Here is a 26,443-nt window from a genome sequence, read left to right as displayed (position 1 = left end):
AAAAGCGGCTGAAATTTTTACGATCGGGTACATAGCGAGGGAAAGTATGGAACGTTGCGGCTGGGTGAGTCAGGACCCGCTTTATATTGCCTACCATGATAATGAGTGGGGCGTGCCTGAAACTGACAGTAAAAAACTGTTCGAAATGATCTGCCTTGAAGGGCAACAAGCAGGGTTATCGTGGATCACCGTCCTCAAAAAACGCGAAAACTATCGCGCCAGCTTTCATCAGTTCGATCCGGTGAAGGTGGCTGCAATGCAGGAAGAGGATGTCGAAAGACTGGTACAGGACGCCGGGATTATCCGCCATCGCGGGAAAATTCAGGCAATTATTGGTAATGCGCGGGCGTACCTGCAAATGGAACAGAACGGCGAACCGTTTGCCGACTTTGTCTGGTCGTTTGTCAATCATCAACCACAGGTGACACAAGCCACAACGTTGAGCGAAATCCCTACATCTACGCCCGCCTCCGACGCTCTATCTAAAGCCCTGAAAAAGCGTGGTTTTAAGTTTGTTGGTACCACAATCTGTTACTCCTTTATGCAGGCATGTGGGCTGGTGAATGATCATGTGGTTGGCTGCTGTTGCTATCCGGGAAATAAAGAATGATTCGGGAAGCGCAACGTTCAGAACTCCCCGCGATCCTCGAATTGTGGCTGGAAAGTACAACCTGGGGGCATCCCTTTATAAAAGCAAGTTACTGGCGTGATTGCATTCCGCTGGTGCGGGATGCCTATCTTGCCAACGCGCAAAACTGGGTCTGGGAAGAAGACGGTAAGCTTCTCGGTTTTGTCAGCATTATGGAAGGCCGATTTCTGGCTGCAATGTTTGTCGCACCGAAGGCCGTCAGACGCGGTATTGGTAAGGCGCTAATGCAGTATGTGCAGCAGCGCCATCCCCATCTGATGCTGGAGGTTTATCAAAAAAATCAACCGGCGATAGATTTTTACCATGCGCAGGGTTTTCACATTGTCGACTGCGCATGGCAGGATGAAACCCAACTACCCACCTGGATTATGAGCTGGCCGGTGGTTCAAACGCTGTAAGTGTCAGTTCCGGACCGTTGTATTTTTCCAGCCATGCCAGCGCCGTATTACCCGCACAGCCATTCCCCAGCCGCGAGCTGGGGAGATCTTTGGTCAGAACGTTCACCGCGCCGTTTTTACAAATACCGTCAGCGGTTAAATCCAGATCCGGCCATGCCCCTTCATGAATGCAAATCACGCCAGGTTTAATTCCCTCGCTAATGACCGCTCCGGCAAGAATTTGCCCGCGTGCGTTCCACAACCGAACAATATCGCCATCTTGTATGCCGCGCGCCTGGGCATCGTCAGGATGAATGGTGACAGGCTCACGATTTGCCACCGCGTACAATTCGCGCAGAGAACTGTAATTCAGCTGGCTGTGCAGACGATGTGCCGGATGAGCAGAAAGTACCTGCAACTGTTCCGGTTCGGCATTGCCCTGCCATTCGTCCGGCTCCAGCCACATTGGATGCCCAGGGCAATCCGGATAAGCGTAATCGGCAATACGCTGCGAGAAGATTTCAATCTTGCCGCTGGCGGTTTTTAATGGATGCGCCTGCGGATCGCGGCGAAAATCGGCGAAGCGAATAAACCGCTCGCTGTCCGGGTTTTCCGGCATCTCAATTAACTGGTTGGCTTCCCAGAACTCAGCAAATGGCGGCAATTCAACCTGCTGGCTTGCCCCGCGCTGCCGTGCAACGTTATAAAACGTTTCCAGCCATTGCAGCTCACTTTTTCCTTCCGTAAACCGCGCATAGCCGCCCTTCTCCCAACGTTCACTCAACTCGGCAAAGACATCAAAATCATTACGCGCTTCATAACGTGGAGGCACCACTTGCTTCATCGGCACCAGATGCTGATTACTGTAATCGCCGGTCATGGTGAGGTCATTACGCTCAAACGAGGTGGTTGCAGGGAGGACGATATCGGCGTGTTTCGCCGCTGCCGTCCAGAAGCATTCGGAGATCACCACCAGCTCCGGTTTTTGCCAGGCACGAATCAGGCGATTGGTATCCTGATGATGAGTAAAGTTGGCGCCGCCCGCCCACCAGATAAAACGAATATCCGGGAAGTGACGGTTCATGCCATTGTGTTGGTATGCACCGCCAGGGTTTTCCAGAGCTTCAACAATACGGGCTACGGGGATTTTATCTACCGCATCGGTGCCACCTGGCAAGCTGCCCTGCATAGATGAAAGCACCGCAGCGCGGCGCGTAGGGTTACCACCATTGGCAAAATGGTAAGAAAGACCAAAGCCCCCGCCAGGCGTGCCGATTTGCCCTAACATTGCTGCCAGGGTGACGATCATCCAGTGTTTTTGCTCACCAAACTGCTGGCGCTGCATTCCCCAGCCAGCCATCAGCATGGTGGTATTTTGATGAAAAATAGCCGCCAGTTCGCGGATTTTCTCTGCGTTAATCCCACAAATCTCTGCCGCCCATTCGGCATTTTTCGCTATTCCGTCACTCTCGCCCAGCAAATAAGAGGCGAAGACGTCATAACCTGTGGTGCAACGCGCCAGAAACGCTTCGTCGTGCCAGCCATTTTCCACCAGCGTATGGGCGATCCCCAGCATCAGCGCAACATCGGTGCCCATGTGCGGTGCCACCCACTCCATTTTATCGCCAAAGAAATCGACGGTTTCCGATCGCATTGGATCAATGCAGATCAGCTTTTTCCCGCTGTCACGCAGTGCGGAAAAGTAAGAAAGCCCCTGCTCATCGGATGCATTCCACGCAATTTTCAGCGTATTGAGTGGGTTAGCGCTCCACAACACCACGACATCGCTATGTTCCAGCACCAGCGGCCAACTGGTCTGCTGTTGATAAACTTCGCTGCCCCCCACGACATACGGCATGATCGCCTGTGCCGCGCCGGTCGAATAATCCCCCAGATGCCCGGTATAACCGCCTGCCAGTGCCATATAACGTTGCAATAATGTCGAGGCCTTATGCAGTACGCCGTTTGAACGCCAGCCGTAGGAACCCGCAAAAATCGACGCCGGACCATAAGCCTCACGAATGCGTTTATGTTGATGATGGATGAGATCCAGCGCCTCATCCCAACTCACGCGAACAAATTCATCCTGCCCACGAATGCCTTGCGGGTTTTCCGGTGACGCAAGAAAGCCTTTGCGCACCATTGGAAATCGTACCCGCGTATTACTGTGAACCTGGTCGCGAACCGCGCTCTGCAAGGAGTTTTCCATTCCTGTGGCTAACGCGCCACGCGAGCTAAGCACGGTTTCGCCGTCGGTTTCAACCAGCATGGGCCCCCAGTGGGCGGCAGTCAGAACGGAATATCGTGAGGATGAGTTGGCCAAACCGAAGGCTCCTGAAAGGTTAGATGTATTGAGCAGTTAAATATTACTTACAAATTTCCGAGTATTCCCAGGAATAATCTTCATGTTCACGCGGCATAATCTCCCGCCACGGAACCCGTGGCAAAGAATAAAAAGGTTATTAAGGATTAACAATGAAGAAACGTGTTTATCTTATTGCCGCCGTAGTGAGTGGCGCTCTGGCGGTATCTGGCTGCACCACTAACCCTTACACAGGTGAACGCGAAGCAGGTAAATCTGCTATCGGTGCAGGTCTGGGCTCTCTCGTTGGCGCGGGTATTGGTGCGCTCTCTTCTTCGAAGAAAGATCGCGGTAAAGGCGCGCTGATTGGTGCAGCAGCAGGCGCAGCTCTGGGCGGCGGCGTTGGTTATTACATGGATGTGCAGGAAGCGAAGCTGCGTGACAAAATGCGCGGCACTGGTGTTAGCGTAACCCGCAGCGGGGATAACATTATCCTCAATATGCCGAACAATGTAACCTTCGACAGCAGCAGCGCGACCCTGAAACCGGCAGGCGCTAACACCCTAACCGGCGTGGCAATGGTGCTGAAAGAGTATCCGAAAACGGCGGTTAACGTGATTGGTTATACCGACAGCACGGGTGGTCACGACCTGAACATGCGTCTCTCCCAGCAGCGTGCGGATTCCGTTGCCAGCGCGTTGATCACCCAGGGCGTGGACGCCAGCCGCATCCGTACTCAGGGCCTTGGCCCGGCTAACCCAATCGCCAGCAACAGCACCGCAGAAGGTAAGGCGCAAAACCGCCGTGTAGAAATTACCTTAAGCCCGCTGTAATCCCTTTCATGCCAGGTGATGCAAAAATCACCTGGCATTCTTCAGTTTTCCTTCATCATATTTCAGGCTAAGGTGATCGCCTTATCAGTGAATGGAGAGAAGAATGAAGCCGTCCGTTATCCTCTACAAAGCCTTACCTGATGATTTACTGCAACGCCTGCAAGAGCATTTCACCGTTCATCAGGTGGCAAACCTCAGCCCACAAACCATCGAACAAAATGCAGCAATTTTTGCCGAAGCTGAAGGTTTACTGGGTTCAAACGAGAATGTTGATGCCGCATTGCTGGAAAAAATGCCGAAACTGCGTGCCACATCAACGATCTCCGTCGGCTATGACAATTTTGATGTCGATGCGCTTACCGCCCGAAAAATTCTGCTGATGCACACACCAACCGTATTAACAGAAACCGTCGCCGATACGCTGATGGCGCTGGTGTTGTCTACCGCTCGTCGGGTTGTGGAGGTAGCAGAACGGGTAAAAGCAGGCGAATGGACCGCGAGCATAGGCCCGGACTGGTACGGCACTGACGTTCACCATAAAACACTGGGCATTGTCGGGATGGGACGGATCGGCATGGCGCTGGCACAACGTGCGCACCTTGGCTTCAACATGCCCATCCTCTATAACGCGCGTCGCCACCATAAAGAAGCAGAAGAACGCTTCAACGCCCGCTACTGCGATTTGGATACTCTGTTACAAGAGTCAGATTTCGTTTGCCTGATCCTGCCGTTAACGGATGAGACGCATCATCTGTTTGGCGCAGAACAATTCGCCAAAATGAAATCCTCCGCCATTTTCATTAATGCCGGACGTGGCCCGGTGGTTGATGAAAATGCACTGATTGCTGCATTGCAGAAAGGGGAAATTCACGCCGCCGGGCTGGATGTCTTCGAACAAGAGCCACTGTCCGTAGATTCGCCGTTGCTCTCAATGGCCAACGTCGTCGCCGTACCGCATATTGGTTCTGCCACCCATGAGACGCGTTATGGCATGGCCGCCTGCGCCGTGGATAACTTGATTGATGCGTTACAAGGAAAGGTTGAGAAGAACTGTGTAAATCCGCACGTCGCGGACTAAGCCGCGACTGCGTGGAGTAAAGCCCGATAATCGCCCGGGCTTTTACTCTTTATTGGGTTGCAGTAACTGCTGTAGTCCAGGCCTGATTAAACGCCTGATGCTGTGCCGGTAATGGCGCAATCAGTTTGTTATATTCACTTGCCTGCTGCGAAGTCGGGAACTGGATGCCATTTGCGACAAAGCTCACCTGAGTACCTTGCTGAGCAATGTAGTCTCCAACCATCACCAGTTGTTGCGTGAAAGTTTGTGCCGCCGGAATCAACGGTTGCAAAGCATCAGCTGGCGTCGTTACCACTTTGGTGAATGCCTGATCAAAGACCGGTTTCAGGTCATCGCTCTGTTTTAGCGCAGAGTGCGCAGCATCGGCCTGCAACTTCGCATTTTGCAGCTGTTGCGCCAGCACACCCAGAGAACCGTTCATTTCACGCAATGGGCCGCTTTGCGTAACGTAATCCTGCGGTACGCGAATTGCGTTAACGCTGTCTACAACCGGGCGCAGACCGGAATCCATCGCCTGATTCACCTGCTGAGAATAACCATACAGAATCGCGTAATCAGAGACAAAAGGACCAAACTGTTTTTTCTGATCGGCAGTCAGGGTTGGTAGACGTTCACCGCTACGCATCACTGTATTCTGCAGGAAGTCGATAAACGCTTTACGCTGATCGCCTTCTTTATCAAAACACCCACTCAGGCTAACTACCATTAATAACGCCGCAAGAGGCGCAAACCAGCGAGAGCAGGACTTTCCTGTCGCCATTTTCTTACTCCTTTCACCCAAAAAAAGCGCACAACGACACACGCGTGTCTGACGTGACAAGGATAGTCCAGGACAGGCTTGCAGGATACCCTTTCTACGTAATCTTCCTGGTAAAATCATGGAGAAAACGAAACAAGGTTAATTTGTTGTTTCATTGTTAAAAAATGATAGTGCCGTTGCTTTTTTTGTAGCCAGAGATTTACGCCTTCTCAGAACGTTAGATTTTCGAAATCTTTACAAACCGGGAGTGGTAAGAGATATATCGGCATTTATCAGATCGTTAGGTGGCTATAAGTCACGCTAAATGACTGGCTGAATCGAATCATAGCCAGAGCATGCCCTGACTACACCCCGCTGTGTCTGTTTTTCCCGACTATTCTTAATGAGCTTCGATGCAATTCACGATCCCGCAGTGTGATTTGAGGAGTTTTCAATGGAATATAAAGATCCAATGCATGAGCTGTTGAGCAGCCTGGAACAGATTGTTTTTAAAGATGAAACGCAGAAGATTACTCTGACGCACAGAACAACGTCCTGTACCGAGATTGAGCAGTTACGTAAAGGTACGGGGTTAAAAATCGATGATTTCGCTCGGGTTTTGGGCGTTTCCGTCGCCATGGTAAAGGAATGGGAATCCCGACGCGTTAAGCCTTCAAGTGCCGAACTAAAATTGATGCGTCTGATTCAAGCTAACCCAGCGTTAAGTAAGCAGTTGATGGAATAGACTTTTATCCACTTTATTTCTGTTTACGGTCCTGATGACAGGACCGTTTTCCAACCGATTAATCATAAATATGAAAAATAATTGTTGCATCACCCGCCAATGCGTGGCTTAATGCACATCAACGGTTTGACGTACAGACCATTAAAGCAGTGTAGTAAGGCAAGTCCCTTCAAGAGTTATCGTTGATACCCCTCGTAGTGCATTTCCTTTAACGCTTCAAAATCTGTAAAGCACGCCATATCGCCGAAAGGCACATTTAAATTATTAAAGGTAATACACTATGTCCGGTAAAATGACTGGTATCGTAAAATGGTTCAACGCTGACAAAGGCTTCGGCTTCATCACTCCTGACGATGGCTCTAAAGACGTGTTCGTACACTTCTCTGCTATCCAGAACGATGGTTACAAATCTCTGGACGAAGGTCAGAAAGTGTCCTTCACCATCGAAAGCGGCGCTAAAGGCCCGGCAGCTGGTAACGTAACCAGCCTGTAATCTCTGCTTAAAAGCACAGAATCTAAGATCCCTGCCAAATGGCGGGGATTTTTTTATTTGTTTATTCAGGAAATAAATAATCGTTCGCGTAATAAAATCTATTATTATTTTTGTGAAGAATAAATTTGGGTGCAATGAGAATGCGCAACGCCGTAAGAAAGGCGGGAATAACTTCCCGCCGAAGACTCTTACTCTTTCAAATTGCAGGCTAAAAATGCCGCCAGCTCATAACTCCCCTGTTTAATATGCAATTCACACAGTGAATCTCTTATCATCCAGGTGAAAAATAAAAGCGTGCAACAAATCACTATTAAAGAAAGTAATCTATATTTCTGCGGCATTCCCAGCCTCCTGTGTTGATTTCCAACGAGTAAGAGGCTAACCTTATGGTGTTCAGGCATAGGGTAGCCTCACTTTGATTTATAGTCAGGTGGGGCTTTTCTCTGTCTGCCTTTCGGTGAATACCTGAGACAAACAGTCTCAAGCACCCGCAGCTATTCTAGCTTAATAAGTTCGTTTCTTCTCCTTGATATAATCCTAAAAAAATCTCATAAAATTAATATATGAGACAATCTTTATTCATCAGAAGATTATTAAAGGTTGCTCTATTATTTAGCGATAAAAAAGCCTGCCAGATGGCAGGCTTTTTAATAACGACGTTATTACTGCAACAGCGAAATATCCGCAACTCGCAGGAATAATTCGCGCAGTTTCTCCAGCATGGTAAGACGGTTGATTCGCAATTCTTTGTCATCAACCATGACCATCACTTTATCGAAGAAGGCATCAACCGGTTCACGCAGCTCAGCCAGTTCGACCAGCGCATCCTGGTAACGACCTTCAGCAAAGTACGGCTCTAGCTTGTCACGTAGCACCACAACCTGCATCGCCAGTTTAATTTCTTCCGGCTCTTTCAGAGTAGAGGCATTCACGCGGTCGCTCAGCACTTCGTCAGATTTCGCCAGAATGTTAGATACACGCTTGTTCGCCGCCGCCAGTGCTGCAGCTGCATCCAGGGTACGGAAGTGCGATACCGCTTTCATTCGGGCATCGAAATCAGCCGGACGAGTCGGACGACGCGCCAGTACCGCCTGGATGGTGTCAACGGTGTAACCTTCGTCCTGATACCAGGCGCGGAAGCGACCGAGCATAAAGTCGATAACATCATCAACCACGTTGGCATTAGTCAGCTTATCGCCATACAGACGCACTGCTTCTTCGGTCAGGGTTTGCAGGTCAAGATTGAGGTTCTTCTCAACGATAATACGCAGCACGCCAAGTGCGGCACGACGCAACGCAAACGGGTCTTTGTCGCCTTTCGGATGCTGGCCGATACCGAAGATACCCGCCAGAGTATCCATCTTGTCAGCTATCGCCAGCGCACAGGCTACCGGGTTAGACGGCAGGTCATCACCGGCAAAGCGCGGCTGATACTGCTCGTTCAGCGCCACGGCAACATCTTCCGCTTCGCCATCGTGACGCGCGTAGTGCATCCCCATAACGCCCTGGGTGTCGGTGAACTCGAAGACCATGTTGGTCATCAGGTCGCACTTGGACAGCAGGCCCGCACGGGTTGCGTGGTTAACGTCAGCGCCAATCTGTTCAGCAATCCAGCCAGCCAGCGCCTGGATGCGGTCAGTTTTGTCGCGCAGTGTACCCAGCTGTTGCTGGAACAACACGGTTTGCAGGCGCGGCAGGTTATCTTCCAGCCGTTTTTTACGGTCGGTGTTGAAGAAGAACTCGGCATCCGCCAGACGTGGGCGAACGACTTTTTCATTACCGGAAATAATTTGCTGCGGATCTTTCGATTCGATATTGGCAACGAAGATAAAGTTCGGCAGCAGTTTGCCGTCGTTCGCATACACCGGGAAGTATTTCTGGTCACCTTTCATGGTGTAAACCAGCGCTTCAGACGGCACCGCGAGGAATTTCTCTTCGAATTTTGCGGTCAGCACAACCGGCCATTCCACCAGCGAAGCGACTTCTTCCAACAGGCTTTCGCTTAAGTCAGCGTTACCGCCAATCTTACGCGCCGCTTCTTCGGCATCGGCTTTAATCTTCGCCTTACGTTCTTCGTAATCGGCGATGACTTTCCCGCGCTCACGCAGAATTTCCGGATACTGATCAGCATTGTCGATAGTGAATTCCGGCTCGCCCATAAAGCGGTGGCCGCGAATCACGCGATCGGACTGAATGCCCAGAATGGTTGCCGGAATGACTTTGTCGCCCAGCAGCAGGGTCACGGTGTGCACCGGACGCACGAAGTGCACGTCGCTTGCACCCCAACGCATCAGTTTCGGGATCGGCAGTTTCGCCAGCGAAGTCGCAACCATATTCGGCAACAGTGCTTCAGTGCTTTCGCCCTTCACGTGGGCGCGATACAGCAGCCATTCGCCTTTATCGGTAGTCAGACGCTCAGCCTGGTCAACGGTAATACCGCAACCACGCGCCCAGCCTTCTGCCGCTTTGCTCGGTTTGCCTTCAGCATCGAACGCCTGAGCAATTGCCGGGCCACGTTTTTCGATTTCACGATCCGGTTGCGCTTCCGCCAGGTTAGCTACTTTCAGCGCCAGACGACGCGGAGCAGCAAACCATTGAACGGTGCCGTGTGCGAGGCCAGCGTTATCCAGCTCCGCAGTAAAGTTCGCAGCAAAGGACTCAGCCAGGCTGCGCAGTGCTTTTGGTGGCAGCTCTTCAGTGCCGATTTCCACCAGAAAAGTTTTCTCAGACATAGCCGCCTCTTACTTATCTTTGTTGCACATCGGGAAGCCGAGGGCTTCACGGGAAGCGTAGTATGCTTCTGCCACTGCTTTGGTCAGGGTGCGAATGCGCAGAATATAGCGCTGACGCTCAGTGACGGAGATGGCTTTACGCGCATCCAGCAGGTTGAAGCTGTGGGCGGCTTTCAGAATACGCTCGTAGGCTGGCAGCGGCAGCGGATTTTCCAGCGCCAGCAGCTGCTGCGCTTCTTTCTCGTATTGCTCGAAGCAGGTGAACAGGAAGTCCACATCCGCGTATTCGAAGTTGTAAGTGGACTGCTCCACTTCGTTCTGATGGAACACGTCGCCGTAGGTGGTTTTACCCAGCGGGCCGTCGCTCCAGACCAGGTCGTAAACGCTGTCTACGCCCTGAATGTACATGGCCAGACGTTCCAGACCGTAGGTGATCTCGCCGGTAACCGGTTTACACTCCAGACCACCAACCTGCTGGAAGTAAGTGAACTGCGTCACTTCCATGCCGTTCAGCCACACTTCCCAGCCCAGCCCCCAGGCACCCAAAGTCGGGTTTTCCCAGTTATCTTCCACGAAACGGATATCGTGGATAGTCGGGTCCATGCCCAGCTCTTTCAGAGAACCAAGGTACAGCTCCTGAATATTGTCCGGCGATGGCTTAATGACCACCTGGAACTGATAGTAGTGCTGTAAACGGTTGGGGTTTTCGCCGTAGCGACCATCGGTCGGGCGACGAGAAGGCTGAACATAAGCAGCCGCCATCGGTTCTGGCCCCAGCGCGCGCAGACAGGTCATTGGGTGAGAGGTTCCCGCGCCGACTTCCATGTCCAATGGTTGAACAATGGTGCAGCCCTGGCGAGCCCAGTAATCCTGTAAGGTCAGGATCAAGCCCTGGAAGGTCCTGGTATCAAACTTTTGCATATTATTTCGTGCTGGATACGTGTGGATTTAAAGGAAGGGATCAGTATACCCGCTGGATGGAAGATATACAGTACGAAACGGGAAAAAGCAGGGCTTAACGCATGGAAAGATGCAAAAAATGGCCATCCGCGTCAAAAGAACAGACAAACTGCTCTTTCCGGAAGGTATAACCACGCATTTCGTAGCTTCCCTGGAACTGTTCGAAGGCGGTGACGTCGATTTTTTGCTCGCCGGTGTTATAACGTTTTGCCGCCTGATCCTTGCATAACGCTTCCATATTCAACGAACGCAGAGGATCAACCTTTACCCGTTGTGCTTTCTGCACGGGTGGCGGTGTAGAACAACCCACTAGCGCCATAAGCACCATAAGCGCCATTGCCGGAAAGAAAGAGTTCATCATCATTAAATTACCGTCTGGTTTGCAGGTGAGTCTTATTATTTATATCGGTATAGTGGCTGATATCTTACGAATTTCCTTAAGCCTCTATAAGCTGTAGTGATAAAACTCAGATTATTCCAGTGCGCCAACCGAATGATTTATCGGTCAGACTTTTTTTAACCAGATACAGAGACACAGATGCAGCCCAAAATTTACTGGATTGATAACCTGCGAGGGATAGCATGTTTAATGGTGGTGATGATTCACACCACTACCTGGTATGTGACCAATGCTCATAGTGTTAGCCCCGTCACCTGGGATATCGCCAATGTTCTGAATTCTGCCTCTCGTGTCAGCGTGCCGCTATTTTTCATGATTTCCGGCTATCTCTTTTTTGGCGAACGCAGCGCCCAGCCGCGCCATTTCTTACGTATCGGCTTATGTCTGCTTTTTTATAGCGCAATCGCACTGCTCTACATTGCGCTGTTTACCTCCATCAATGTGGAGTTAGCGCTGAAAAACCTGCTGCAAAAGCCAGTGTTTTACCACTTATGGTTTTTCTTCGCGATTGCGGTGATTTATCTGGTTTCACCGCTGATTCAGGTGAAGAACGTCGGCGGAAAAATGTTGCTGGTACTAATGGTGGTGATTGGTATTATCGCTAACCCAAACACAGTGCCGCAGAAAATTGACGGTTTTGAATGGCTGCCAATTAACTTATATATCAATGGCGATACTTTTTACTACATCCTGTATGGCATGTTGGGCCGCGCTATAGGGATGATGGACACACAGCATAAAGCACTGTCGTGGGTGTGCGCCGCACTGTTTGCGACGGGGGTTTTTATTATCTCTCGCGGGACATTATATGAATTGCAGTGGCGCGGAAATTTTGCCGATACCTGGTATCTTTACTGTGGGCCGATGGTTTTTATCTGCGCAATCACGCTATTGACTCTGGTTAAAAACACGCTGGATACGCGTACCATTCGCGGACTTGGCTTAATCTCCCGCCATTCGTTGGGTATATACGGATTCCACGCCTTGATTATCCATGCACTGCGTACCCGGGGGATTGAGCTTAAAAACTGGCCAATACTCGATATTATTTGGATCTTTTGCGCGACGTTGGCAGCGAGTTTGTTACTTTCTGTGCTGGTACAACGAATCGACAGAAACAGACTAGTGAGTTAAATAAAAGCCCGGTCACATTGGACTGACCGGGCTTACGTGAATTATTCGCTGTATTCTTCCTGGGTAACCTGTGTTTCTTTTGGTGGGTTTATTCCGGCATCACGAATATTCTTCTGCACCGCTACTGCACCAAACAAGCTTAAGAAGAAAGCCAGCCCATAAAAACCTTTTTCGCTGAGTAATAACGTCGCATTCCACAGACCTACCATCAATAACGCAACAGAGATAATAAAGACAGTCAGGCAGGTCATATAATAAATGGAGGTGGTCGGTATGCCTTCATACTTGTCCCGAACGGTCTTTTGATAAGATGCCGCAGAAAACAGTCCTAGCACCAGCACGGCAAAATAATATCCTTTTTCATTTAACTGCATCTCTGCATTCCATAGCCCTAACAGATAGGTAACGATACCACCAACAAGAGCTATCCATGACACAATACTAAATGCCGGAGAATAGGTTGATATTTTGTTGTCCATCACAGTATTCCTTTCATTCCTGAATGTGTAAGAGCTTTATGTTGCTCATGCCGAGCGAAACAAACGCATTTGACCAAACAAGCAAACAAAAAAGGCGATGGGATAAATCACCATTTCATAAGCATTGATAGGCGCATTTAAAACACCGATAAACAAGAGACCGATAGTGATTAACGCAACTAACTGGCAGACATGGATAAAAAAATCATCCAGTTGCCCGAGTTTTTCTGCGCGAAGATATGCATAGTTGCCAAAAGTTGCCGTCATTAACACGCCAAGAAAATAGCCTTTTCCACTTAACAATGGGCATGAGATCCATAGCCCAAGCAGATAAACCAGCGCCCCGACAACAAATAATAGTTTTGCCACAGTCTTTGAGGTTTTCATAACGATCTCCATATCTACCAGCGATACATTACGAGTAACCAACGAAAGACAAAACTGAAAAATGCCATTAACAAATGATTTCAGAATAAATTCATACTAAATATTAATTAATTACTGATATATATAGATGTGAATTATCCCCCACCCGGTCAGGCAGGGGATAACGTTTACGCCATTAATGGCAGAAGTTGCTGATAGAGGCGACGGAACGTTTCACGTCGTGGCTGATAAGTGGCATAACGCTGCGCATCTGGTAAATGCGACTGTTCTAACGGCAGTTGTGGCAACAACTCAATGAGCGATTTCTCTGGATTCGCCGCAATCTGCGCCAGCCTTGCTGCGCCCAGTGCTGGCCCCACATCCCCCCCCGTGCGGTAATCGAGTTGCTGACCGCTGATATCCGCCAGCATCTGACGCCAGTACTCACTACGCGCCCCGCCACCAATCAACGTAACACTTTGCGGTTTAATGCCGCAGGCATGTACGACATCCATGCCATCTGCCAGCGCATAACCCACGCCTTCCAGCACTGCTCGCGCCAGTTCATTAGCACCATGTTGATGGGTCAAACCAAAGAAAACCCCCTTCGCCTGGGGATTATTGTGTGGTGTACGCTCGCCGGAAAGATAAGGCAGAAACCAAACTGGCTCGGCACTTTCATCAGCCTGTTGAGCAGCCGCGATTAAAGCTGGGACATTGTTCAGGCCCGTTAATTTCGCGGCCCAATCCAGACACGACGCTGCACTCAGCATCACAGACATTAAATGCCAACGCTGCGGGAGCGCATGGCAAAAGCTGTGTACGGCGCTTTCTGGCTTGCTTAAGAACCCTTCGCTGACAGCAAAATAGACCCCCGACGTCCCCAGCGATAACATTGCCTGATTAGCATCAACCATTCCTACACCAACCGCACCAGCTGCATTATCACCACCGCCTGCGACAACTGGCACTGCCGCCATACCCCACGCTTTCGCAACTTCAGGTAGCAAAGCACCAGTAATTTCGCTGCCTTCGTATAATGCGGGCATCTGGTCACGAGATAAGTGGCAAGCCTGCAGCATGACGTCACTCCAGTCACGCTTTGCGACATCCAGCCACATGGTGCCAGCTGCGTCAGACATATCGCTGGCAAACTCCCCCGTCATACGCAGACGCAAGTAATCTTTCGGTAATAATACTTTGTCGATTTGACGGAATATCTCCGGCTCATGCCGCTGAACCCATAGCAATTTAGGCGCAGTAAATCCGGGCATCATCAGGTTACCGGTAATCACCCGTGATTGCGGAACTCGCGCTTCCAGCAAAGTGCACTCTTGCGCACAGCGCCCGTCGTTCCACAAAATGGCAGGGCGTAATACCCGTTGCTGGGCATCCAGTAAGGTTGCACCGTGCATCTGGCCGGCAATACCCAATGCTTTAACGTCCTGCAGAGAATGCTGATCGCCCAGAGCTTTCATTGCGCGATCAGTTGCCTGCCACCACTGTTCCGGGTCTTGTTCCGACCAGAGTGGATGCGGGCGCGAAACGGTCAGCTTTTCCGTTTGCGAAGCAACCACCTCACCCTGCTCGTTGAGCAAAATAACTTTTACGCCCGAGGTGCCAAGATCTATCCCGATATACATATCGATCGTTCCTTAAAAAAATGCCCGGTATCGCTACCGATAACCGGGCCAACGGACTGCACAGTTAGCCGTTATTTGTCGAACAGATAATGGTTTACCAGATTTTCCAGTTGCTCCTGGCGACCACTCTGATGCACCGGAGACAAATTATGTTCCTGAGCATATTTGGCTAAATCTGCCAGTGACATTTGGCCTTTCAGGATTTGCTGGCCTAATTCGCTATTCCAGCCGGAATAACGCTGCGCGATGCGTTTATCCAGCTCGCCATCTTCAATCATGCGTGCTGCAATTTTCAGCGCCAACGCCATCGTATCCATCGCGCCGATATGACCGTAAAACAGATCATATTTATCAGTACTTTGACGACGGACTTTGGCATCGAAGTTCAGACCACCGGTGGTGAAACCGCCTGCTTTGAGAATTTCATACATCACCAGCGCATTCTCTTCCACACTGTTCGGGAACTGGTCGGTGTCCCAGCCCAGTTGTGCATCGCCACGGTTGGCGTCGACAGAACCGAACAGGCCAAGCGCAATGGCGGTGGCAATTTCATGATGGAAAGAGTGACCTGCCAGCGTCGCGTGGTTAGCTTCAATGTTCAGTTTAATCTCTTTTTCCAGACCAAACTGTTTCAGGAAGCCATAGACTGTCGCAGCATCGTAATCATATTGATGTTTGGTCGGTTCTTGCGGTTTCGGTTCGATAAGCAACGTACCCTGGAAACCGATTTTATGTTTATGCTCAACCACCATCTGCATAAAGCGGCCCAGTTGTTCACGCTCCTGACGCAAGTCGGTATTTAACAGCGTTTCGTAACCTTCACGACCGCCCCACAGAACATAGTTTTCACCGCCCAATTTATGGGTTGCTTCCATCGCTGTAACAACTTGCGTCGCCGCCCAACTAAAGACTTCTGGATCTGGGTTCGTCGCCGCACCCGCACCGTAGCGAGGGTTTGTAAAGCAGTTAGCGGTTCCCCACAGCAGCTTCACGCCGCTCTCTTCTTGCTTGCCTGCCAGGACATCAACCATTTGCGCAAAATTATTGATGTACTCTTTTAACGACGCGCCCTCAGGGGAAACATCCACATCGTGGAAGCAATAAAATGGCACATGTAACTTGTGGAAAAACTCAAATGCGACATCTGCTTTACGCTTCGCCAACGCCAGTGCCTCACCATGCTGCTGCCACGGACGATTAAACGCCCCCACACCAAACATGTCCGCCCCGTTCCAGCAGAAGGTGTGCCAGTAGCAGGCGGCAAAACGCAAGTGCTCTTCCATACGCTTGCCCAACACCAGTTCGTCGGGATTATAGTGATGGAATGCTAACGGGTTAGAGGATTTTGAGCCTTCATAACGAACGCGATCGAGCTGGTCAAAATAGGCTTGCATATTGAACTCCATAATCAGGTAATGCCGCGGGTGATGGATGATGTCGTAATATTGGGCACTCCCTTTCAGTTGCTCAATTATGTTATTTCACACTGCTATTGAGATAATTCACAAGTGTGCGCTCGCTCGCAAAATAAAATGGAATGATGAAACTGGGTAATTCCTCGAAGAGAAAAATGCAATAAGTACAATTGCGCAACAAAAGTAAGATCTCTGTCATAAATCAAGAAATAAACCAAAAATCGTAATCGAAAGATAAAAATCTGTAATTGTTTTCCCCTGTTTAGTTGCTAAAAATTGGTTACGTTTATCGCGGTGATTGTTACTTATTAAAGCTGTCCTCTAACTACAGAAGGCCCTACACCATGAAAATAAAGAACATTCTACTCACCCTTTGCACCTCACTTCTGCTTACCAACGTTGCGGCGCACGCCAAAGAAGTCAAAATAGGTATGGCGATTGATGATCTCCGTCTTGAACGCTGGCAAAAAGATCGAGATATCTTTGTGAAAAAGGCAGAATCTCTCGGCGCGAAAGTATTTGTACAGTCTGCAAATGGCAATGAAGAAACACAAATGTCGCAGATTGAAAACATGATTAACCGGGGTGTCGATGTTCTTGTCATTATTCCGTATAACGGTCAGGTATTAAGTAACGTTGTAAAAGAAGCCAAACAAGAAGGTATTAAAGTATTAGCTTACGACCGTATGATTAACGATGCGGATATCGATTTTTATATTTCTTTCGATAACGAAAAAGTCGGTGAACTGCAGGCAAAAGCCCTGGTCGATATTGTTCCGCAAGGTAATTACTTCCTGATGGGCGGTTCGCCGGTAGATAACAACGCTAAGCTGTTCCGCGCCGGACAAATGAAAGTGTTAAAACCTTACGTTGATTCCGGAAAAATTAAAGTCGTTGGTGACCAATGGGTTGATGGCTGGTTACCGGAAAACGCACTGAAAATTATGGAAAACGCGCTGACCGCCAATAATAACAAAATTGATGCCGTGGTTGCCTCAAACGATGCCACCGCAGGCGGGGCAATTCAGGCATTAAGCGCGCAAGGTTTATCAGGGAAAGTAGCAATATCCGGCCAGGATGCGGATCTCGCAGGTATTAAACGTATTGCTGCCGGTACGCAAACTATGACGGTGTATAAACCTATTACATTGTTGGCAAATACTGCCGCAGAAATTGCCGTTGAGTTGGGCAATGGTCAGGAACCAAAAGCAGATACCACACTGAATAATGGTCTGAAAGATGTTCCCTCCCGCCTGCTGACACCGATCGATGTGAATAAAAACAACATCAAAGATACGGTAGTTAAAGACGGATTCCACAAAGAGAGCGAGCTGTAAGCGTTACGCCCCGGCACAGAGCGGGGGCGTGATTTCTCTCCATGCCGTGTAAATTAATTGGCTTAGGTGGAGTCGTTATGCCTTATCTACTTGAAATGAAGAACATTACCAAAACCTTCGGCAGTGTGAAGGCGATTGATAACGTTAGCTTGCGGTTGAATGCCGGCGAAATAGTCTCACTCTGCGGGGAAAATGGGTCTGGTAAATCAACGCTGATGAAAGTGCTGTGTGGTATTTATCCCCATGGCTCCTACGAAGGCGACATTATTTTTGCGGGAGAAGAGATTCAGGCGAGTCACATCCGCGATACCGAACGCAAAGGTATCGCTATCATTCACCAGGAATTGGCCCTGGTGAAAGAATTGACCGTACTGGAAAATATTTTCCTGGGTAACGAAATAACCCATAATGGCATTATGGATTATGATCTGATGACGCTACGCTGTCAGAAGCTGCTCGCACAGGTCAGTTTACTTATTTCACCAGATACCCGCGTTGGCGATTTAGGGCTAGGGCAACAACAACTGGTTGAAATTGCTAAGGCACTTAATAAACAGGTGCGCTTGTTAATTCTCGATGAACCGACAGCCTCATTAACTGAGCAGGAAACGTCGGTTTTACTGGATATTATTCGCGATCTACAACAGCACGGTATCGCCTGTATTTATATTTCGCACAAACTCAACGAAGTCAAAGCGATTTCCGATACGATTTGCGTTATTCGCGACGGTCAGCACATTGGTACGCGTGATGCTGCCGGAATGAGTGAAGACGATATTATCACCATGATGGTCGGGCGAGAGTTAACCGCGCTTTACCCTAATGAACCACATACCACCGGAGATGAAATATTACGTATTGAACATCTGACGGCATGGCATCCGGTTAATCGTCATATTAAACGAGTTAATGATGTCTCGTTTTCCCTGAAACGTGGCGAAATACTGGGTATTGCCGGACTCGTTGGTGCCGGACGTACCGAGACCATTCAGTGCCTGTTTGGCGTGTGGCCCGGACAATGGGAAGGAAAAATTTATATTGATGGCAAACAGGTAGATATTCGTAACTGTCAGCAAGCCATCGCCCAGGGGATTGCGATGGTACCCGAAGACAGAAAGCGCGACGGCATCGTTCCGGTAATGGCGGTTGGTAAAAATATTACCCTCGCCGCACTCAATAAATTTACCGGCGGTATTAGCCAGCTTGATGACGCGGCAGAGCAAAAATGTATTCTGGAATCAATCCAGCAACTCAAAGTTAAAACGTCGTCCCCCGACCTTGCTATTGGACGTTTGAGCGGCGGCAATCAGCAAAAAGCGATCCTCGCTCGCTGTCTGTTACTCAAGCCGCGCATTCTCATTCTTGATGAACCTACCAGGGGTATCGATATTGGCGCGAAATACGAGATCTACAAATTAATTAACCAACTCGTCCAGCAGGGTATTGCCGTTATTGTCATCTCTTCCGAATTACCTGAAGTGCTCGGCCTTAGCGATCGTGTACTGGTGATGCATGAAGGGAAACTAAAAGCCAACCTGATAAATCATAACCTGACTCAGGAGCAGGTGATGGAAGCCGCATTGAGGAGCGAACATCATGTCGAAAAGCAATCCGTCTGAAGTGAAATTGGCCGTACCGACATCCGGTGGCTTTTCCGGGCTGAAGTCACTGAATTTGCAGGTCTTCGTGATGATTGCAGCTATCATCGCAATCATGCTGTTCTTTACCTGGACCACCGATGGTGCCTACTTAAGCGCCCGTAACGTCTCCAACCTGTTACGCCAGACCGCGATTACCGGCATCCTCGCGGTAGGAATGGTGTTCGTCATAATTTCTGCTGAAATCGACCTTTCCGTCGGCTCAATGATGGGGCTATTAGGTGGCGTCGCGGCGATTTGTGACGTCTGGCTAGGCTGGCCTTTGCCACTTACCATCATTGTGACGTTGGTTCTGGGACTGCTTCTCGGTGCCTGGAACGGATGGTGGGTCGCGTACCGCAAAGTCCCTTCATTTATTGTCACCCTCGCGGGCATGTTGGCATTTCGCGGCATACTCATTGGCATCACCAACGGCACGACTGTATCCCCCACCAGCGCCGCGATGTCACAAATCGGGCAAAGCTATCTACCCGCCAGCACCGGCTTCATCATTGGCGCGCTTGGCTTAATGGCTTTTGTTGGCTGGCAATGGCGCGGAAGAATGCGCCGTCAGGCTTTGGGTTTGCAGTCTCCGGCCTCTACCGCAGTTGTCGGTCGCCAGGCATTAACGGCGATTATCATCTTAGGCGCAATCTGGCTGTTGAACGATTACCGTGGCGTTCCCACTCCTGTTCTGCTGCTGACGTTGCTGTTACTCGGCGGAATGTTTATGGCAACGCGGACGGCATTTGGAAGACGCATTTATGCCATCGGCGGCAATCTGGAAGCAGCACGGCTCTCCGGGATTAACGTTGAACGCACCAAACTTGCCGTGTTCGCTATTAACGGATTAATGGTAGCCATCGCCGGATTAATCCTCAGTTCTCGACTTGGCGCTGGTTCACCTTCTGCGGGAAATATCGCCGAGCTGGACGCAATTGCAGCATGTGTGATTGGCGGCACCAGTCTGGCAGGCGGCGTCGGGAGCGTGGCTGGAGCGGTAATGGGGGCATTCATCATGGCTTCACTGGATAACGGCATGAGTATGATGGATGTACCGACCTTCTGGCAGTATATCGTTAAAGGTGCGATTCTGTTGCTGGCAGTATGGATGGACTCCGCAACCAAACGCCGTTCTTGATTTTGATAAAAATTTTCTCAAAACCGGTAACTTATTACCGGTTTTGAGTTTTTGCATGATTCAGCAGGAAAAGAACCATGTTTACTAAACGTCACCGCATCACATTGCTGTTCAATGCTAATAAAGCCTATGACCGTCAGGTAGTAGAAGGCGTAGGGGAATATTTACAGGCGTCACAATCGGAATGGGATATTTTCATTGAAGAAGATTTCCGCGCCCGCATTGATAAAATCAAGGACTGGTTAGGAGATGGCGTCATTGCCGACTTCGATGACAAACAAATCGAGCAAGCACTGGCTAACGTCGACGTCCCCATTGTTGGGGTTGGTGGTTCGTATCACCTTGCCGAAAGTTACCCACCCGTTCATTACATTGCCACCGATAACTATGCACTGGTTGAAAGCGCATTTTTGCATTTAAAAGAGAAAGGCGTTAACCGCTTTGCTTTTTATGGTCTTCCGGAATCCAGCGGCAAACGTTGGGCCACTGAACGCGAATATGCATTCCGTCAGCTTGTCGCCGAAGAAAAGTATCGCGGAGTGGTTTATCAGGGGTTAGAAACAGCGCCAGAGAACTGGCAACACGCGCAAAATCGGCTGGCAGACTGGCTACAAACGCTGCCACCGCAAACCGGGATTATTGCCGTTACTGACGCCCGGGCGCGGCATATTCTGCAAGTATGTGAACATCTACATATTCCCGTACCGGAAAAATTATGCGTGATTGGCATCGATAACGAAGAACTGACCCGCTATCTATCGCGTGTCGCCCTTTCTTCGGTCGCTCAGGGCGCACGGCAAATGGGATATCAGGCGGCAAAACTGTTGCATCGATTATTAGATAAAGAAGAAATGCCGCTACAGCGGATTTTGGTCCCACCAGTTCGCGTCATTGAACGGCGCTCAACAGATTACCGTTCGCTGACCGATCCCGCCGTTATTCAGGCCATGCATTACATTCGTAATCACGCCTGTAAAGGGATTAAAGTGGATCAGGTACTCGATGCCGTCGGGATCTCGCGCTCCAATCTTGAGAAGCGTTTTAAAGAGGAGGTGGGTGAAACCATCCATGCCATGATTCATGCCGAGAAGCTGGAGAAAGCGCGCAGTCTGCTGATTTCAACCACCTTATCGATCAATGAGATATCGCAAATGTGCGGTTATCCATCGCTGCAATATTTCTACTCTGTTTTTAAAAAAGCATATGACACGACGCCAAAAGAGTATCGCGATGTAAATAGCGAGGTCATGTTGTAGCGATGATGAGAATTGTCGGCGTCGCATCAGGCAACGCTGCGTGGTTGTCGCATGCGGCGTGAACGCCTTATCCGACCAACAAGTCGGATAAGGCTTCAGGGAATACAATTACATATGCGCCGCGATTAACCGTTGGTTATCCTGGTACATTGCGAACAGGTAGTTGTTATAACTCTTCCCTTTGGTCGAGTAGCCCTTCAGCTTGTGAATCATCGCTGTGGCAGTCACTTCCTGATCCGCTTTACGCAGTTGTGCACGCGATTTACGGAACGAAGAGTAAGCCGGGTGAGTATTCAGGTTAGTGACATAGGCGCTCACCGATTCTTTGACAGAACTGAACTGTGAGTACCCCTTCACTTTACCCGGCGCATTGGTACAACGTCCTTTCATGCACTTCATGCCGAATAGGTTGTTGTTGCTACGCGCCAGCTTCGACGTTCCCCAACCGCTTTCTGCTGCAGCCATCGTCGCCACCATACTGGTAGGAATAATGTCTACGCGTTCCAGCAAGGTATTCCACGGGATTTTTCGCGTATTACCAGACCACTTCACCTTGTAGCGTTTGGCGATGTCTTTCAGACGCGCACGCTCAGCAGGTGACCATTGGCCCTGATACTGTTTTGAAATGAGCCAGTTACGTTCCGCAGTAATGGCCGCATTTTGGCTGGTAATGTAAGGCATTACGGTCCGGAGAAACGCTTTTTTCCTTGGTGTTCCGGAAGGGTATTTTCGCAAATCAGGAAGTGAACTACTCTTTGCACTATTGCGAGAATACTCTTGTTTACTGCTTACCTGTTTATTACTAGCTTTAATTAAGTGGGACTTTTGACTCGCTGTTGTTGTGTGCGTCTTCGCTAACACCTCACTCGAAAACACCAGAGTGAGTAACATAAGAATCATCGCCCCATATCGTCGTATGGGAGTCAAAATCATCAGGTCTCCTGGTCGGATTTAATCATTCCAACACCTTATATTTTTCACAAATTTGAGAGTTGAATCTCAAATCATATCAAAAATAGCTGTCAAGAGCACCCCAAGGAATAGTCCAAATCTGAAACTATGTCACGAGTTAACGATTCAGATTGGCGCTAAATCGCAGAAAATGTGGGGTTTATCGCAAAATTCAGCCGTTTTTTGCGCGCGATCGCTCACCCTTGCTTCTCATCCTGTGGACTTACCGCTCAGGGATGAGTTTTGTCTGGCTTATCGCTGGCAAACTGTCTGAAATCGCAGCAATAAGGACTCATCCGCCATGAAACTCGCCGCCTGTTTTCTGACACTCCTTCCTGGCTTCGCCGTTGCCGCCAGCTGGACTTCTCCGGGGTTCCCTGCCTTTAGCGAACAGGGAACGGGAACATTTGTCAGCCACGCGCAGTTGCCCAAAGGTACGCGTCCACTAACGCTAAATTTTGACCAACAGTGCTGGCAGCCTGCGGATGCGATAAAACTCAATCAGATGCTTTCCCTGCAACCTTGTAGCAACACGCCGCCTCAGTGGCGATTGTTCAGGGACGGCGAATATACGCTGCAACTAGACACCCGCTCCGGTACACCAACATTGATGATTTCCATCCAGAACGCCGTCGAACCGGTAGCAAGCCTGGTCCGTGAATGCCCGAAATGGGATGGATTACCGCTCACGCTGGATGTCAGCGCCACTTTTCCGGAGGGAGCCGCAGTCCGGGATTATTACAGCCAGCAAATTGCGATAGTGAAGAACGGTCAAATAACGTTACAACCCGCTGCCACCAGCAACGGTTTACTCCTGCTGGAACGGGCAGAAACTGACACATCCGCCCCTTTCGACTGGCATAACGCCACGGTTTATTTTGTGCTGACAGATCGTTTCGAAAACGGCGATCCCAGTAATGACCAGAGTTACGGACGTCATAAAGACGGTATGGCAGAAATTGGCACTTTTCACGGCGGCGATTTACGCGGCCTGACCAACAAACTGGATTACCTCCAGCAGCTGGGCGTCAATGCTTTATGGATAAGTGCCCCATTTGAGCAAATTCACGGCTGGGTCGGCGGCGGTACAAAAGGCGATTTCCCGCATTATGCCTACCACGGTTATTACACACAGGACTGGACGAATCTTGATGCCAATATGGGCAGCGAAACCGATCTCCGGACGCTGGTTGATAGCGCGCATCAGCGCGGTATTCGTATTCTCTTTGATGTCGTGATGAACCACACCGGCTATGCCACACTGGCGGATATGCAGGAGTATCAGTTTGGCGCGTTATACCTTTCTGGTGATGAGCTGAAAAAAACGTTAGGTGACCGCTGGAGCGACTGGAAGCCCGCCGCCGGGCAAACCTGGCATAGCTTTAACGATTACATTAATTTCAGCGACAAAACAGGCTGGGATAAATGGTGGGGAAAAAACTGGATCAGAACGGATATCGGCGACTACGACAATCCTGGATTTGACGATCTCACCATGTCGCTGGCCTTTTTACCGGATATCAAAACCGAATCAACGACCGCTTCTGGCCTGCCAGTGTTCTATAACAACAAAACGGATACCCACGCTAAAGCCATTGACGGCTTTACCCCTCGAGATTACTTAACCCATTGGTTAAGCCAGTGGGTCCGTGACTACGGAATTGATGGTTTTCGGGTCGATACCGCCAGGCATGTTGAGTTGCCCGCCTGGCAGCAACTGAAAACCGAAGCCAGCGCCGCACTTCGCGAATGGAAAAAAGCGAATCCCGATAAAGCGTTAGATGACAAACCGTTCTGGATGACCGGTGAAGCCTGGGGCCACGGCGTGATGCAAAGTGACTACTATCGCCACGGCTTCGATGCGATGATCAATTTCGATTATCAGGAGCAGGCGGCGAAAGCGGTCGATTGTCTGGCGCAGATGGATACGACCTGGCAGCAAATGGCAGAGAAATTGCAGGATTTCAACGTGTTGAGCTATCTTTCGTCGCATGATACTCGTTTGTTTCGTGAAGGGGGCGACAAAGCAGCAGAGTTATTGTTATTAGCGCCAGGTGCAGTACAAATCTTTTATGGTGATGAATCCTCTCGTCCGTTCGGTCCTACCGGTTCTGATCCGCTGCAAGGCACGCGTTCGGATATGAACTGGCAGGATGTTAGCGGTAAATCTGCCGCTAGCGTCGCGCACTGGCAGAAAATCAGCCAGTTCCGCGCCCGTCATCCCGCAATTGGCGCGGGCAAACAAACGACACTTTCGCTGAAGCAGGGCTACGGCTTTGTTCGTGAGCATGGCGACGATAAAGTGCTGGTCGTCTGGGCGGGGCAACAGTAACGTTTCCGGCTTCCCGTTCGTCAGTACCTCGGGAAGCCGCCAACCAGGATAAAATGTCAGCCCTAATCAGAGTTGCAGGATAAAGCACCACTCCCACTTCAACAGACCGATTTGCACCCCAGCAAATGTAGCGTTATTGTTACCTTCCTTGCTACAGAGTTCGACAGATATCCCGCTATGACATTCTCCCTTTTTGGTGACAAATTTACCCGCCACTCCGGCATTACGCTGCTGATGGAAGATCTGAACGACGGTTTACGCACGCCTGGCGCGATTATGCTCGGCGGCGGTAATCCAGCGCAGATCCCGGAAATGCAGGACTACTTCCAGACGCTACTGACCGACATGCTGGAAAGTGGCAAAGCGACTGATGCACTGTGCAATTACGACGGTCCACAGGGGAAAACGGAGCTACTCACACTGCTTGCCGGAATGCTACGCGAGAAGTTGGGTTGGGATATCGAACCACAGAATATTGCACTAACAAACGGCAGCCAGAGCGCGTTTTTCTACTTATTTAATCTGTTTGCCGGACGCCGTGCCGATGGTCGGATCAAAAAAGTGCTGTTTCCGCTGGCACCGGAATACATTGGCTACGCTGACGCCGGACTGGAAGAAGATCTGTTTGTCTCTGCGCGTCCGAATATTGAACTGCTGCCGGAAGGCCAGTTTAAATACCACGTCGATTTTGAGCATCTGCATATTGGCGAAGAAACCGGGATGATTTGCGTCTCCCGACCGACGAATCCAACAGGCAATGTGATTACTGACGAAGAATTATTGAAACTGGACGCACTGGCGAATCAGCACGGTATTCCGCTGGTGATTGATAACGCTTATGGCGTCCCGTTCCCAGGCATCATCTTCAGCGAAGCGCGCCCGCTGTGGAATCCGAATATTGTACTGTGCATGAGTCTTTCCAAGCTGGGACTACCGGGTTCGCGCTGCGGCATTATCATCGCCAATGAAAAAATCATCACCGCCATCACCAACATGAACGGCATTATCAGCCTGGCGCCTGGCGGTATTGGTCCGGCGATAATGTGTGAAATGATTAAACGTAACGATCTGCTGCGCCTGTCTGAAACAGTCATCAAACCGTTTTACTACCAGCGTGTTCAGGAAACTATCGCTATCATTCGCCGCTATTTACCGGAAGATCGCTGCCTGATTCATAAACCGGAAGGAGCCATTTTCCTCTGGCTATGGTTTAAGGATTTGCCAATTACGACCGAGCAGCTCTACCAGCGCCTGAAAGCACGGGGCGTGCTGATGGTGCCGGGGCACAACTTCTTCCCAGGGCTGGATAAACCGTGGCCACATACACATCAATGTATGCGTATGAACTACGTGCCGGAGCCGGATAAAATTGAAGCGGGGGTGAAGATTCTGGCGGAAGAGATTGAACGCGCCTGGGCTGAAAGTCATTAAAAATTGCCTGATG

25 protein-coding genes are annotated in these 26,443 nt (G+C 49.9%); 14 read left to right on the top strand and 11 right to left on the bottom strand.

Annotation, left to right across the window (positions count from 1 at the left end):
• The first annotated feature begins 46 nt into the window (after positions 1 to 46).
• Positions 47 to 610, top strand: a complete 564-nt coding sequence (tag, locus tag BGE37_RS22340) for a DNA-3-methyladenine glycosylase I (RefSeq protein WP_032185396.1) — start codon at positions 47 to 49, stop codon at positions 608 to 610.
• Positions 607 to 1,047 (top strand): N-acetyltransferase, encoded by a 441-nt coding sequence (locus tag BGE37_RS22335; protein ID WP_105288453.1) that lies wholly within the window; start codon positions 607 to 609, stop codon positions 1,045 to 1,047. The genes tag and BGE37_RS22335 overlap by 4 nt, the downstream gene beginning before the upstream one ends.
• Here BGE37_RS22335 and bisC read toward each other — a convergent pair.
• Entirely contained in the window at positions 1,016 to 3,349 is a 2,334-nt protein-coding gene (bisC, locus tag BGE37_RS22330) for a biotin sulfoxide reductase (protein WP_105288452.1), read from the bottom strand. The two genes, BGE37_RS22335 and bisC, sit on opposite strands and share 32 nt — an antisense overlap.
• 152 nt (positions 3,350 to 3,501) lie before the next feature.
• On the opposite strand from bisC, the gene BGE37_RS22325 reads away from it, so the two are divergent.
• Together BGE37_RS22325 and ghrB are read left to right on the top strand one after the other, a co-directional pair.
• The gene (locus BGE37_RS22325) at positions 3,502 to 4,161 is read left to right on the top strand and encodes an OmpA family lipoprotein (RefSeq protein WP_000747625.1); all 660 of its coding nucleotides are present in this window, start codon (positions 3,502 to 3,504) and stop codon (positions 4,159 to 4,161) included.
• Positions 4,162 to 4,264: 103 nt separating this feature from the next.
• Positions 4,265 to 5,239, top strand: a complete 975-nt coding sequence (ghrB, locus tag BGE37_RS22320; RefSeq protein WP_105272153.1) for a glyoxylate/hydroxypyruvate reductase GhrB — start codon at positions 4,265 to 4,267, stop codon at positions 5,237 to 5,239.
• Between the two features lie 49 nt (positions 5,240 to 5,288).
• Here ghrB and BGE37_RS22315 read toward each other — a convergent pair whose 3' ends face one another.
• Entirely contained in the window at positions 5,289 to 5,999 is a 711-nt protein-coding gene (locus BGE37_RS22315) for a DUF3053 domain-containing protein (protein WP_000190516.1), read from the bottom strand.
• A 433-nt stretch (positions 6,000 to 6,432) separates the two neighbouring features.
• Here BGE37_RS22315 and BGE37_RS22310 point away from each other — a divergent pair, with 433 nt between their 5' ends.
• The 3 genes from BGE37_RS22310 (at position 6,433) to BGE37_RS25750 (ending at position 7,428) form a co-directional block, all read left to right on the top strand.
• Positions 6,433 to 6,723: an HTH-type transcriptional regulator gene (locus BGE37_RS22310; protein ID WP_000455798.1), complete on the top strand. Its 291-nt coding sequence runs from the start codon at positions 6,433 to 6,435 to the stop codon at positions 6,721 to 6,723.
• A gap of 280 nt (positions 6,724 to 7,003) precedes the next feature.
• Positions 7,004 to 7,216 (top strand): transcription antiterminator/RNA stability regulator CspE, encoded by a 213-nt coding sequence (gene cspE, locus BGE37_RS22305; RefSeq protein ID WP_000014594.1) that lies wholly within the window; start codon positions 7,004 to 7,006, stop codon positions 7,214 to 7,216.
• Between the two features lie 140 nt (positions 7,217 to 7,356).
• Entirely contained in the window at positions 7,357 to 7,428 is a 72-nt protein-coding gene (locus tag BGE37_RS25750; protein ID WP_212734940.1) for a hypothetical protein, read from the top strand.
• Here BGE37_RS25750 and hokA read toward each other — a convergent pair.
• From hokA to BGE37_RS22285, 4 genes are all read right to left on the bottom strand, one after another.
• On the bottom strand, positions 7,405 to 7,557 hold the full coding sequence (gene hokA, locus BGE37_RS22300) for a type I toxin-antitoxin system toxin HokA (RefSeq protein ID WP_001135727.1): 153 nt from the start codon (positions 7,555 to 7,557) through the stop codon (positions 7,405 to 7,407). The two genes, BGE37_RS25750 and hokA, sit on opposite strands and share 24 nt — an antisense overlap.
• Before the next feature lie 321 nt (positions 7,558 to 7,878).
• Entirely contained in the window at positions 7,879 to 9,948 is a 2,070-nt protein-coding gene (glyS, locus tag BGE37_RS22295) for a glycine--tRNA ligase subunit beta (protein WP_001291786.1), read from the bottom strand.
• A gap of 9 nt (positions 9,949 to 9,957) precedes the next feature.
• Positions 9,958 to 10,869, bottom strand: coding sequence for a glycine--tRNA ligase subunit alpha (glyQ, locus tag BGE37_RS22290; RefSeq protein ID WP_001168544.1), 912 nt, complete (start codon positions 10,867 to 10,869; stop codon positions 9,958 to 9,960).
• Positions 10,870 to 10,963: 94 nt separating this feature from the next.
• Positions 10,964 to 11,272 (bottom strand): YsaB family lipoprotein, encoded by a 309-nt coding sequence (locus BGE37_RS22285; protein ID WP_000980157.1) that lies wholly within the window; start codon positions 11,270 to 11,272, stop codon positions 10,964 to 10,966.
• A 174-nt stretch (positions 11,273 to 11,446) separates the two neighbouring features.
• Between BGE37_RS22285 and wecH the strand changes: the two genes are divergently transcribed.
• Complete coding sequence (gene wecH / locus BGE37_RS22280; protein WP_032185402.1) at positions 11,447 to 12,442, top strand: O-acetyltransferase WecH; 996 nt, start codon at positions 11,447 to 11,449, stop codon at positions 12,440 to 12,442.
• 41 nt (positions 12,443 to 12,483) lie between these two features.
• Here wecH and yiaA read toward each other — a convergent pair whose 3' ends face one another.
• The 4 genes from yiaA to xylA form a co-directional block, all read right to left on the bottom strand.
• Positions 12,484 to 12,921: an inner membrane protein YiaA gene (yiaA, locus tag BGE37_RS22275; protein WP_001296808.1), complete on the bottom strand. Its 438-nt coding sequence runs from the start codon at positions 12,919 to 12,921 to the stop codon at positions 12,484 to 12,486.
• 45 nt (positions 12,922 to 12,966) lie between these two features.
• Positions 12,967 to 13,308 carry an inner membrane protein YiaB gene (yiaB, locus tag BGE37_RS22270; RefSeq protein ID WP_010360977.1) on the bottom strand — a complete coding sequence of 114 codons (342 nt, stop codon included), beginning with the start codon at positions 13,306 to 13,308 and terminating at the stop codon, positions 12,967 to 12,969.
• Positions 13,309 to 13,475: 167 nt separating this feature from the next.
• Positions 13,476 to 14,930, bottom strand: coding sequence for a xylulokinase (gene xylB / locus BGE37_RS22265; protein WP_000275397.1), 1,455 nt, complete (start codon positions 14,928 to 14,930; stop codon positions 13,476 to 13,478).
• A 71-nt stretch (positions 14,931 to 15,001) separates the two neighbouring features.
• The gene (xylA, locus tag BGE37_RS22260; RefSeq protein WP_105288451.1) at positions 15,002 to 16,324 is read right to left on the bottom strand and encodes a xylose isomerase; all 1,323 of its coding nucleotides are present in this window, start codon (positions 16,322 to 16,324) and stop codon (positions 15,002 to 15,004) included.
• A gap of 365 nt (positions 16,325 to 16,689) precedes the next feature.
• Between xylA and xylF the strand changes: the two genes are divergently transcribed.
• From xylF to xylR, 4 genes are all read left to right on the top strand, one after another.
• Entirely contained in the window at positions 16,690 to 17,682 is a 993-nt protein-coding gene (gene xylF / locus BGE37_RS22255; RefSeq protein WP_001296518.1) for a D-xylose ABC transporter substrate-binding protein, read from the top strand.
• 77 nt (positions 17,683 to 17,759) lie between these two features.
• Positions 17,760 to 19,301, top strand: a complete 1,542-nt coding sequence (xylG, locus tag BGE37_RS22250) for a D-xylose ABC transporter ATP-binding protein (RefSeq protein ID WP_032185405.1) — start codon at positions 17,760 to 17,762, stop codon at positions 19,299 to 19,301.
• The gene (gene xylH / locus BGE37_RS22245) at positions 19,279 to 20,460 is read left to right on the top strand and encodes a xylose ABC transporter permease XylH (RefSeq protein ID WP_062864375.1); all 1,182 of its coding nucleotides are present in this window, start codon (positions 19,279 to 19,281) and stop codon (positions 20,458 to 20,460) included. Before xylG ends, xylH begins: the two co-directional genes overlap by 23 nt.
• Positions 20,461 to 20,537: 77 nt before the next feature.
• Entirely contained in the window at positions 20,538 to 21,716 is a 1,179-nt protein-coding gene (xylR, locus tag BGE37_RS22240; RefSeq protein WP_000494495.1) for a D-xylose utilization transcriptional activator XylR, read from the top strand.
• A 108-nt stretch (positions 21,717 to 21,824) separates the two neighbouring features.
• Here xylR and BGE37_RS22235 read toward each other — a convergent pair whose 3' ends face one another.
• The gene (locus BGE37_RS22235; protein ID WP_105277714.1) at positions 21,825 to 22,649 is read right to left on the bottom strand and encodes a protein bax; all 825 of its coding nucleotides are present in this window, start codon (positions 22,647 to 22,649) and stop codon (positions 21,825 to 21,827) included.
• 319 nt (positions 22,650 to 22,968) lie between these two features.
• Between BGE37_RS22235 and malS the strand changes: the two genes are divergently transcribed.
• Entirely contained in the window at positions 22,969 to 24,999 is a 2,031-nt protein-coding gene (gene malS, locus BGE37_RS22230) for an alpha-amylase (protein ID WP_105288450.1), read from the top strand.
• A 177-nt stretch (positions 25,000 to 25,176) separates the two neighbouring features.
• A complete protein-coding gene (avtA, locus tag BGE37_RS22225) occupies positions 25,177 to 26,430 on the top strand; it encodes a valine--pyruvate transaminase (RefSeq protein ID WP_000144350.1) in 1,254 nt (417 codons plus the stop codon).
• Positions 26,431 to 26,443 lie beyond the last annotated feature (13 nt).

Origin of the sequence: Escherichia sp. MOD1-EC6300, assembly GCF_002965045.1 — a bacterium.
Classification (GTDB): Bacteria; Pseudomonadota; Gammaproteobacteria; order Enterobacterales; family Enterobacteriaceae; genus Escherichia; species Escherichia coli_F.
This window is presented reverse-complemented; position numbering and strand designations above follow the sequence as displayed.

Coding starts and splice junctions, on each gene's coding strand:
- ghrB (WP_105272153.1), top strand. CDS start 4,265: ATGAAGCCGTCCGTTATCCTCTACAAAGCCTTACCTGATGATTTACTG.
- xylH (WP_062864375.1), top strand. CDS start 19,279: ATGTCGAAAAGCAATCCGTCTGAAGTGAAATTGGCCGTACCGACATCC.
- hokA (WP_001135727.1), bottom strand. CDS start 7,557: ATGCCGCAGAAATATAGATTACTTTCTTTAATAGTGATTTGTTGCACG.
- xylG (WP_032185405.1), top strand. CDS start 17,760: ATGCCTTATCTACTTGAAATGAAGAACATTACCAAAACCTTCGGCAGT.
- BGE37_RS22310 (WP_000455798.1), top strand. CDS start 6,433: ATGGAATATAAAGATCCAATGCATGAGCTGTTGAGCAGCCTGGAACAG.
- tag (WP_032185396.1), top strand. CDS start 47: ATGGAACGTTGCGGCTGGGTGAGTCAGGACCCGCTTTATATTGCCTAC.
- avtA (WP_000144350.1), top strand. CDS start 25,177: ATGACATTCTCCCTTTTTGGTGACAAATTTACCCGCCACTCCGGCATT.
- yiaB (WP_010360977.1), bottom strand. CDS start 13,308: ATGAAAACCTCAAAGACTGTGGCAAAACTATTATTTGTTGTCGGGGCG.
- xylB (WP_000275397.1), bottom strand. CDS start 14,930: ATGTATATCGGGATAGATCTTGGCACCTCGGGCGTAAAAGTTATTTTG.
- BGE37_RS22235 (WP_105277714.1), bottom strand. CDS start 22,649: ATGATTTTGACTCCCATACGACGATATGGGGCGATGATTCTTATGTTA.
- glyQ (WP_001168544.1), bottom strand. CDS start 10,869: ATGCAAAAGTTTGATACCAGGACCTTCCAGGGCTTGATCCTGACCTTA.
- BGE37_RS22315 (WP_000190516.1), bottom strand. CDS start 5,999: ATGGCGACAGGAAAGTCCTGCTCTCGCTGGTTTGCGCCTCTTGCGGCG.
- glyS (WP_001291786.1), bottom strand. CDS start 9,948: ATGTCTGAGAAAACTTTTCTGGTGGAAATCGGCACTGAAGAGCTGCCA.
- BGE37_RS22335 (WP_105288453.1), top strand. CDS start 607: ATGATTCGGGAAGCGCAACGTTCAGAACTCCCCGCGATCCTCGAATTG.
- wecH (WP_032185402.1), top strand. CDS start 11,447: ATGCAGCCCAAAATTTACTGGATTGATAACCTGCGAGGGATAGCATGT.
- BGE37_RS22325 (WP_000747625.1), top strand. CDS start 3,502: ATGAAGAAACGTGTTTATCTTATTGCCGCCGTAGTGAGTGGCGCTCTG.
- cspE (WP_000014594.1), top strand. CDS start 7,004: ATGTCCGGTAAAATGACTGGTATCGTAAAATGGTTCAACGCTGACAAA.
- xylF (WP_001296518.1), top strand. CDS start 16,690: ATGAAAATAAAGAACATTCTACTCACCCTTTGCACCTCACTTCTGCTT.
- yiaA (WP_001296808.1), bottom strand. CDS start 12,921: ATGGACAACAAAATATCAACCTATTCTCCGGCATTTAGTATTGTGTCA.
- malS (WP_105288450.1), top strand. CDS start 22,969: ATGAAACTCGCCGCCTGTTTTCTGACACTCCTTCCTGGCTTCGCCGTT.
- xylR (WP_000494495.1), top strand. CDS start 20,538: ATGTTTACTAAACGTCACCGCATCACATTGCTGTTCAATGCTAATAAA.
- BGE37_RS22285 (WP_000980157.1), bottom strand. CDS start 11,272: ATGATGATGAACTCTTTCTTTCCGGCAATGGCGCTTATGGTGCTTATG.
- xylA (WP_105288451.1), bottom strand. CDS start 16,324: ATGCAAGCCTATTTTGACCAGCTCGATCGCGTTCGTTATGAAGGCTCA.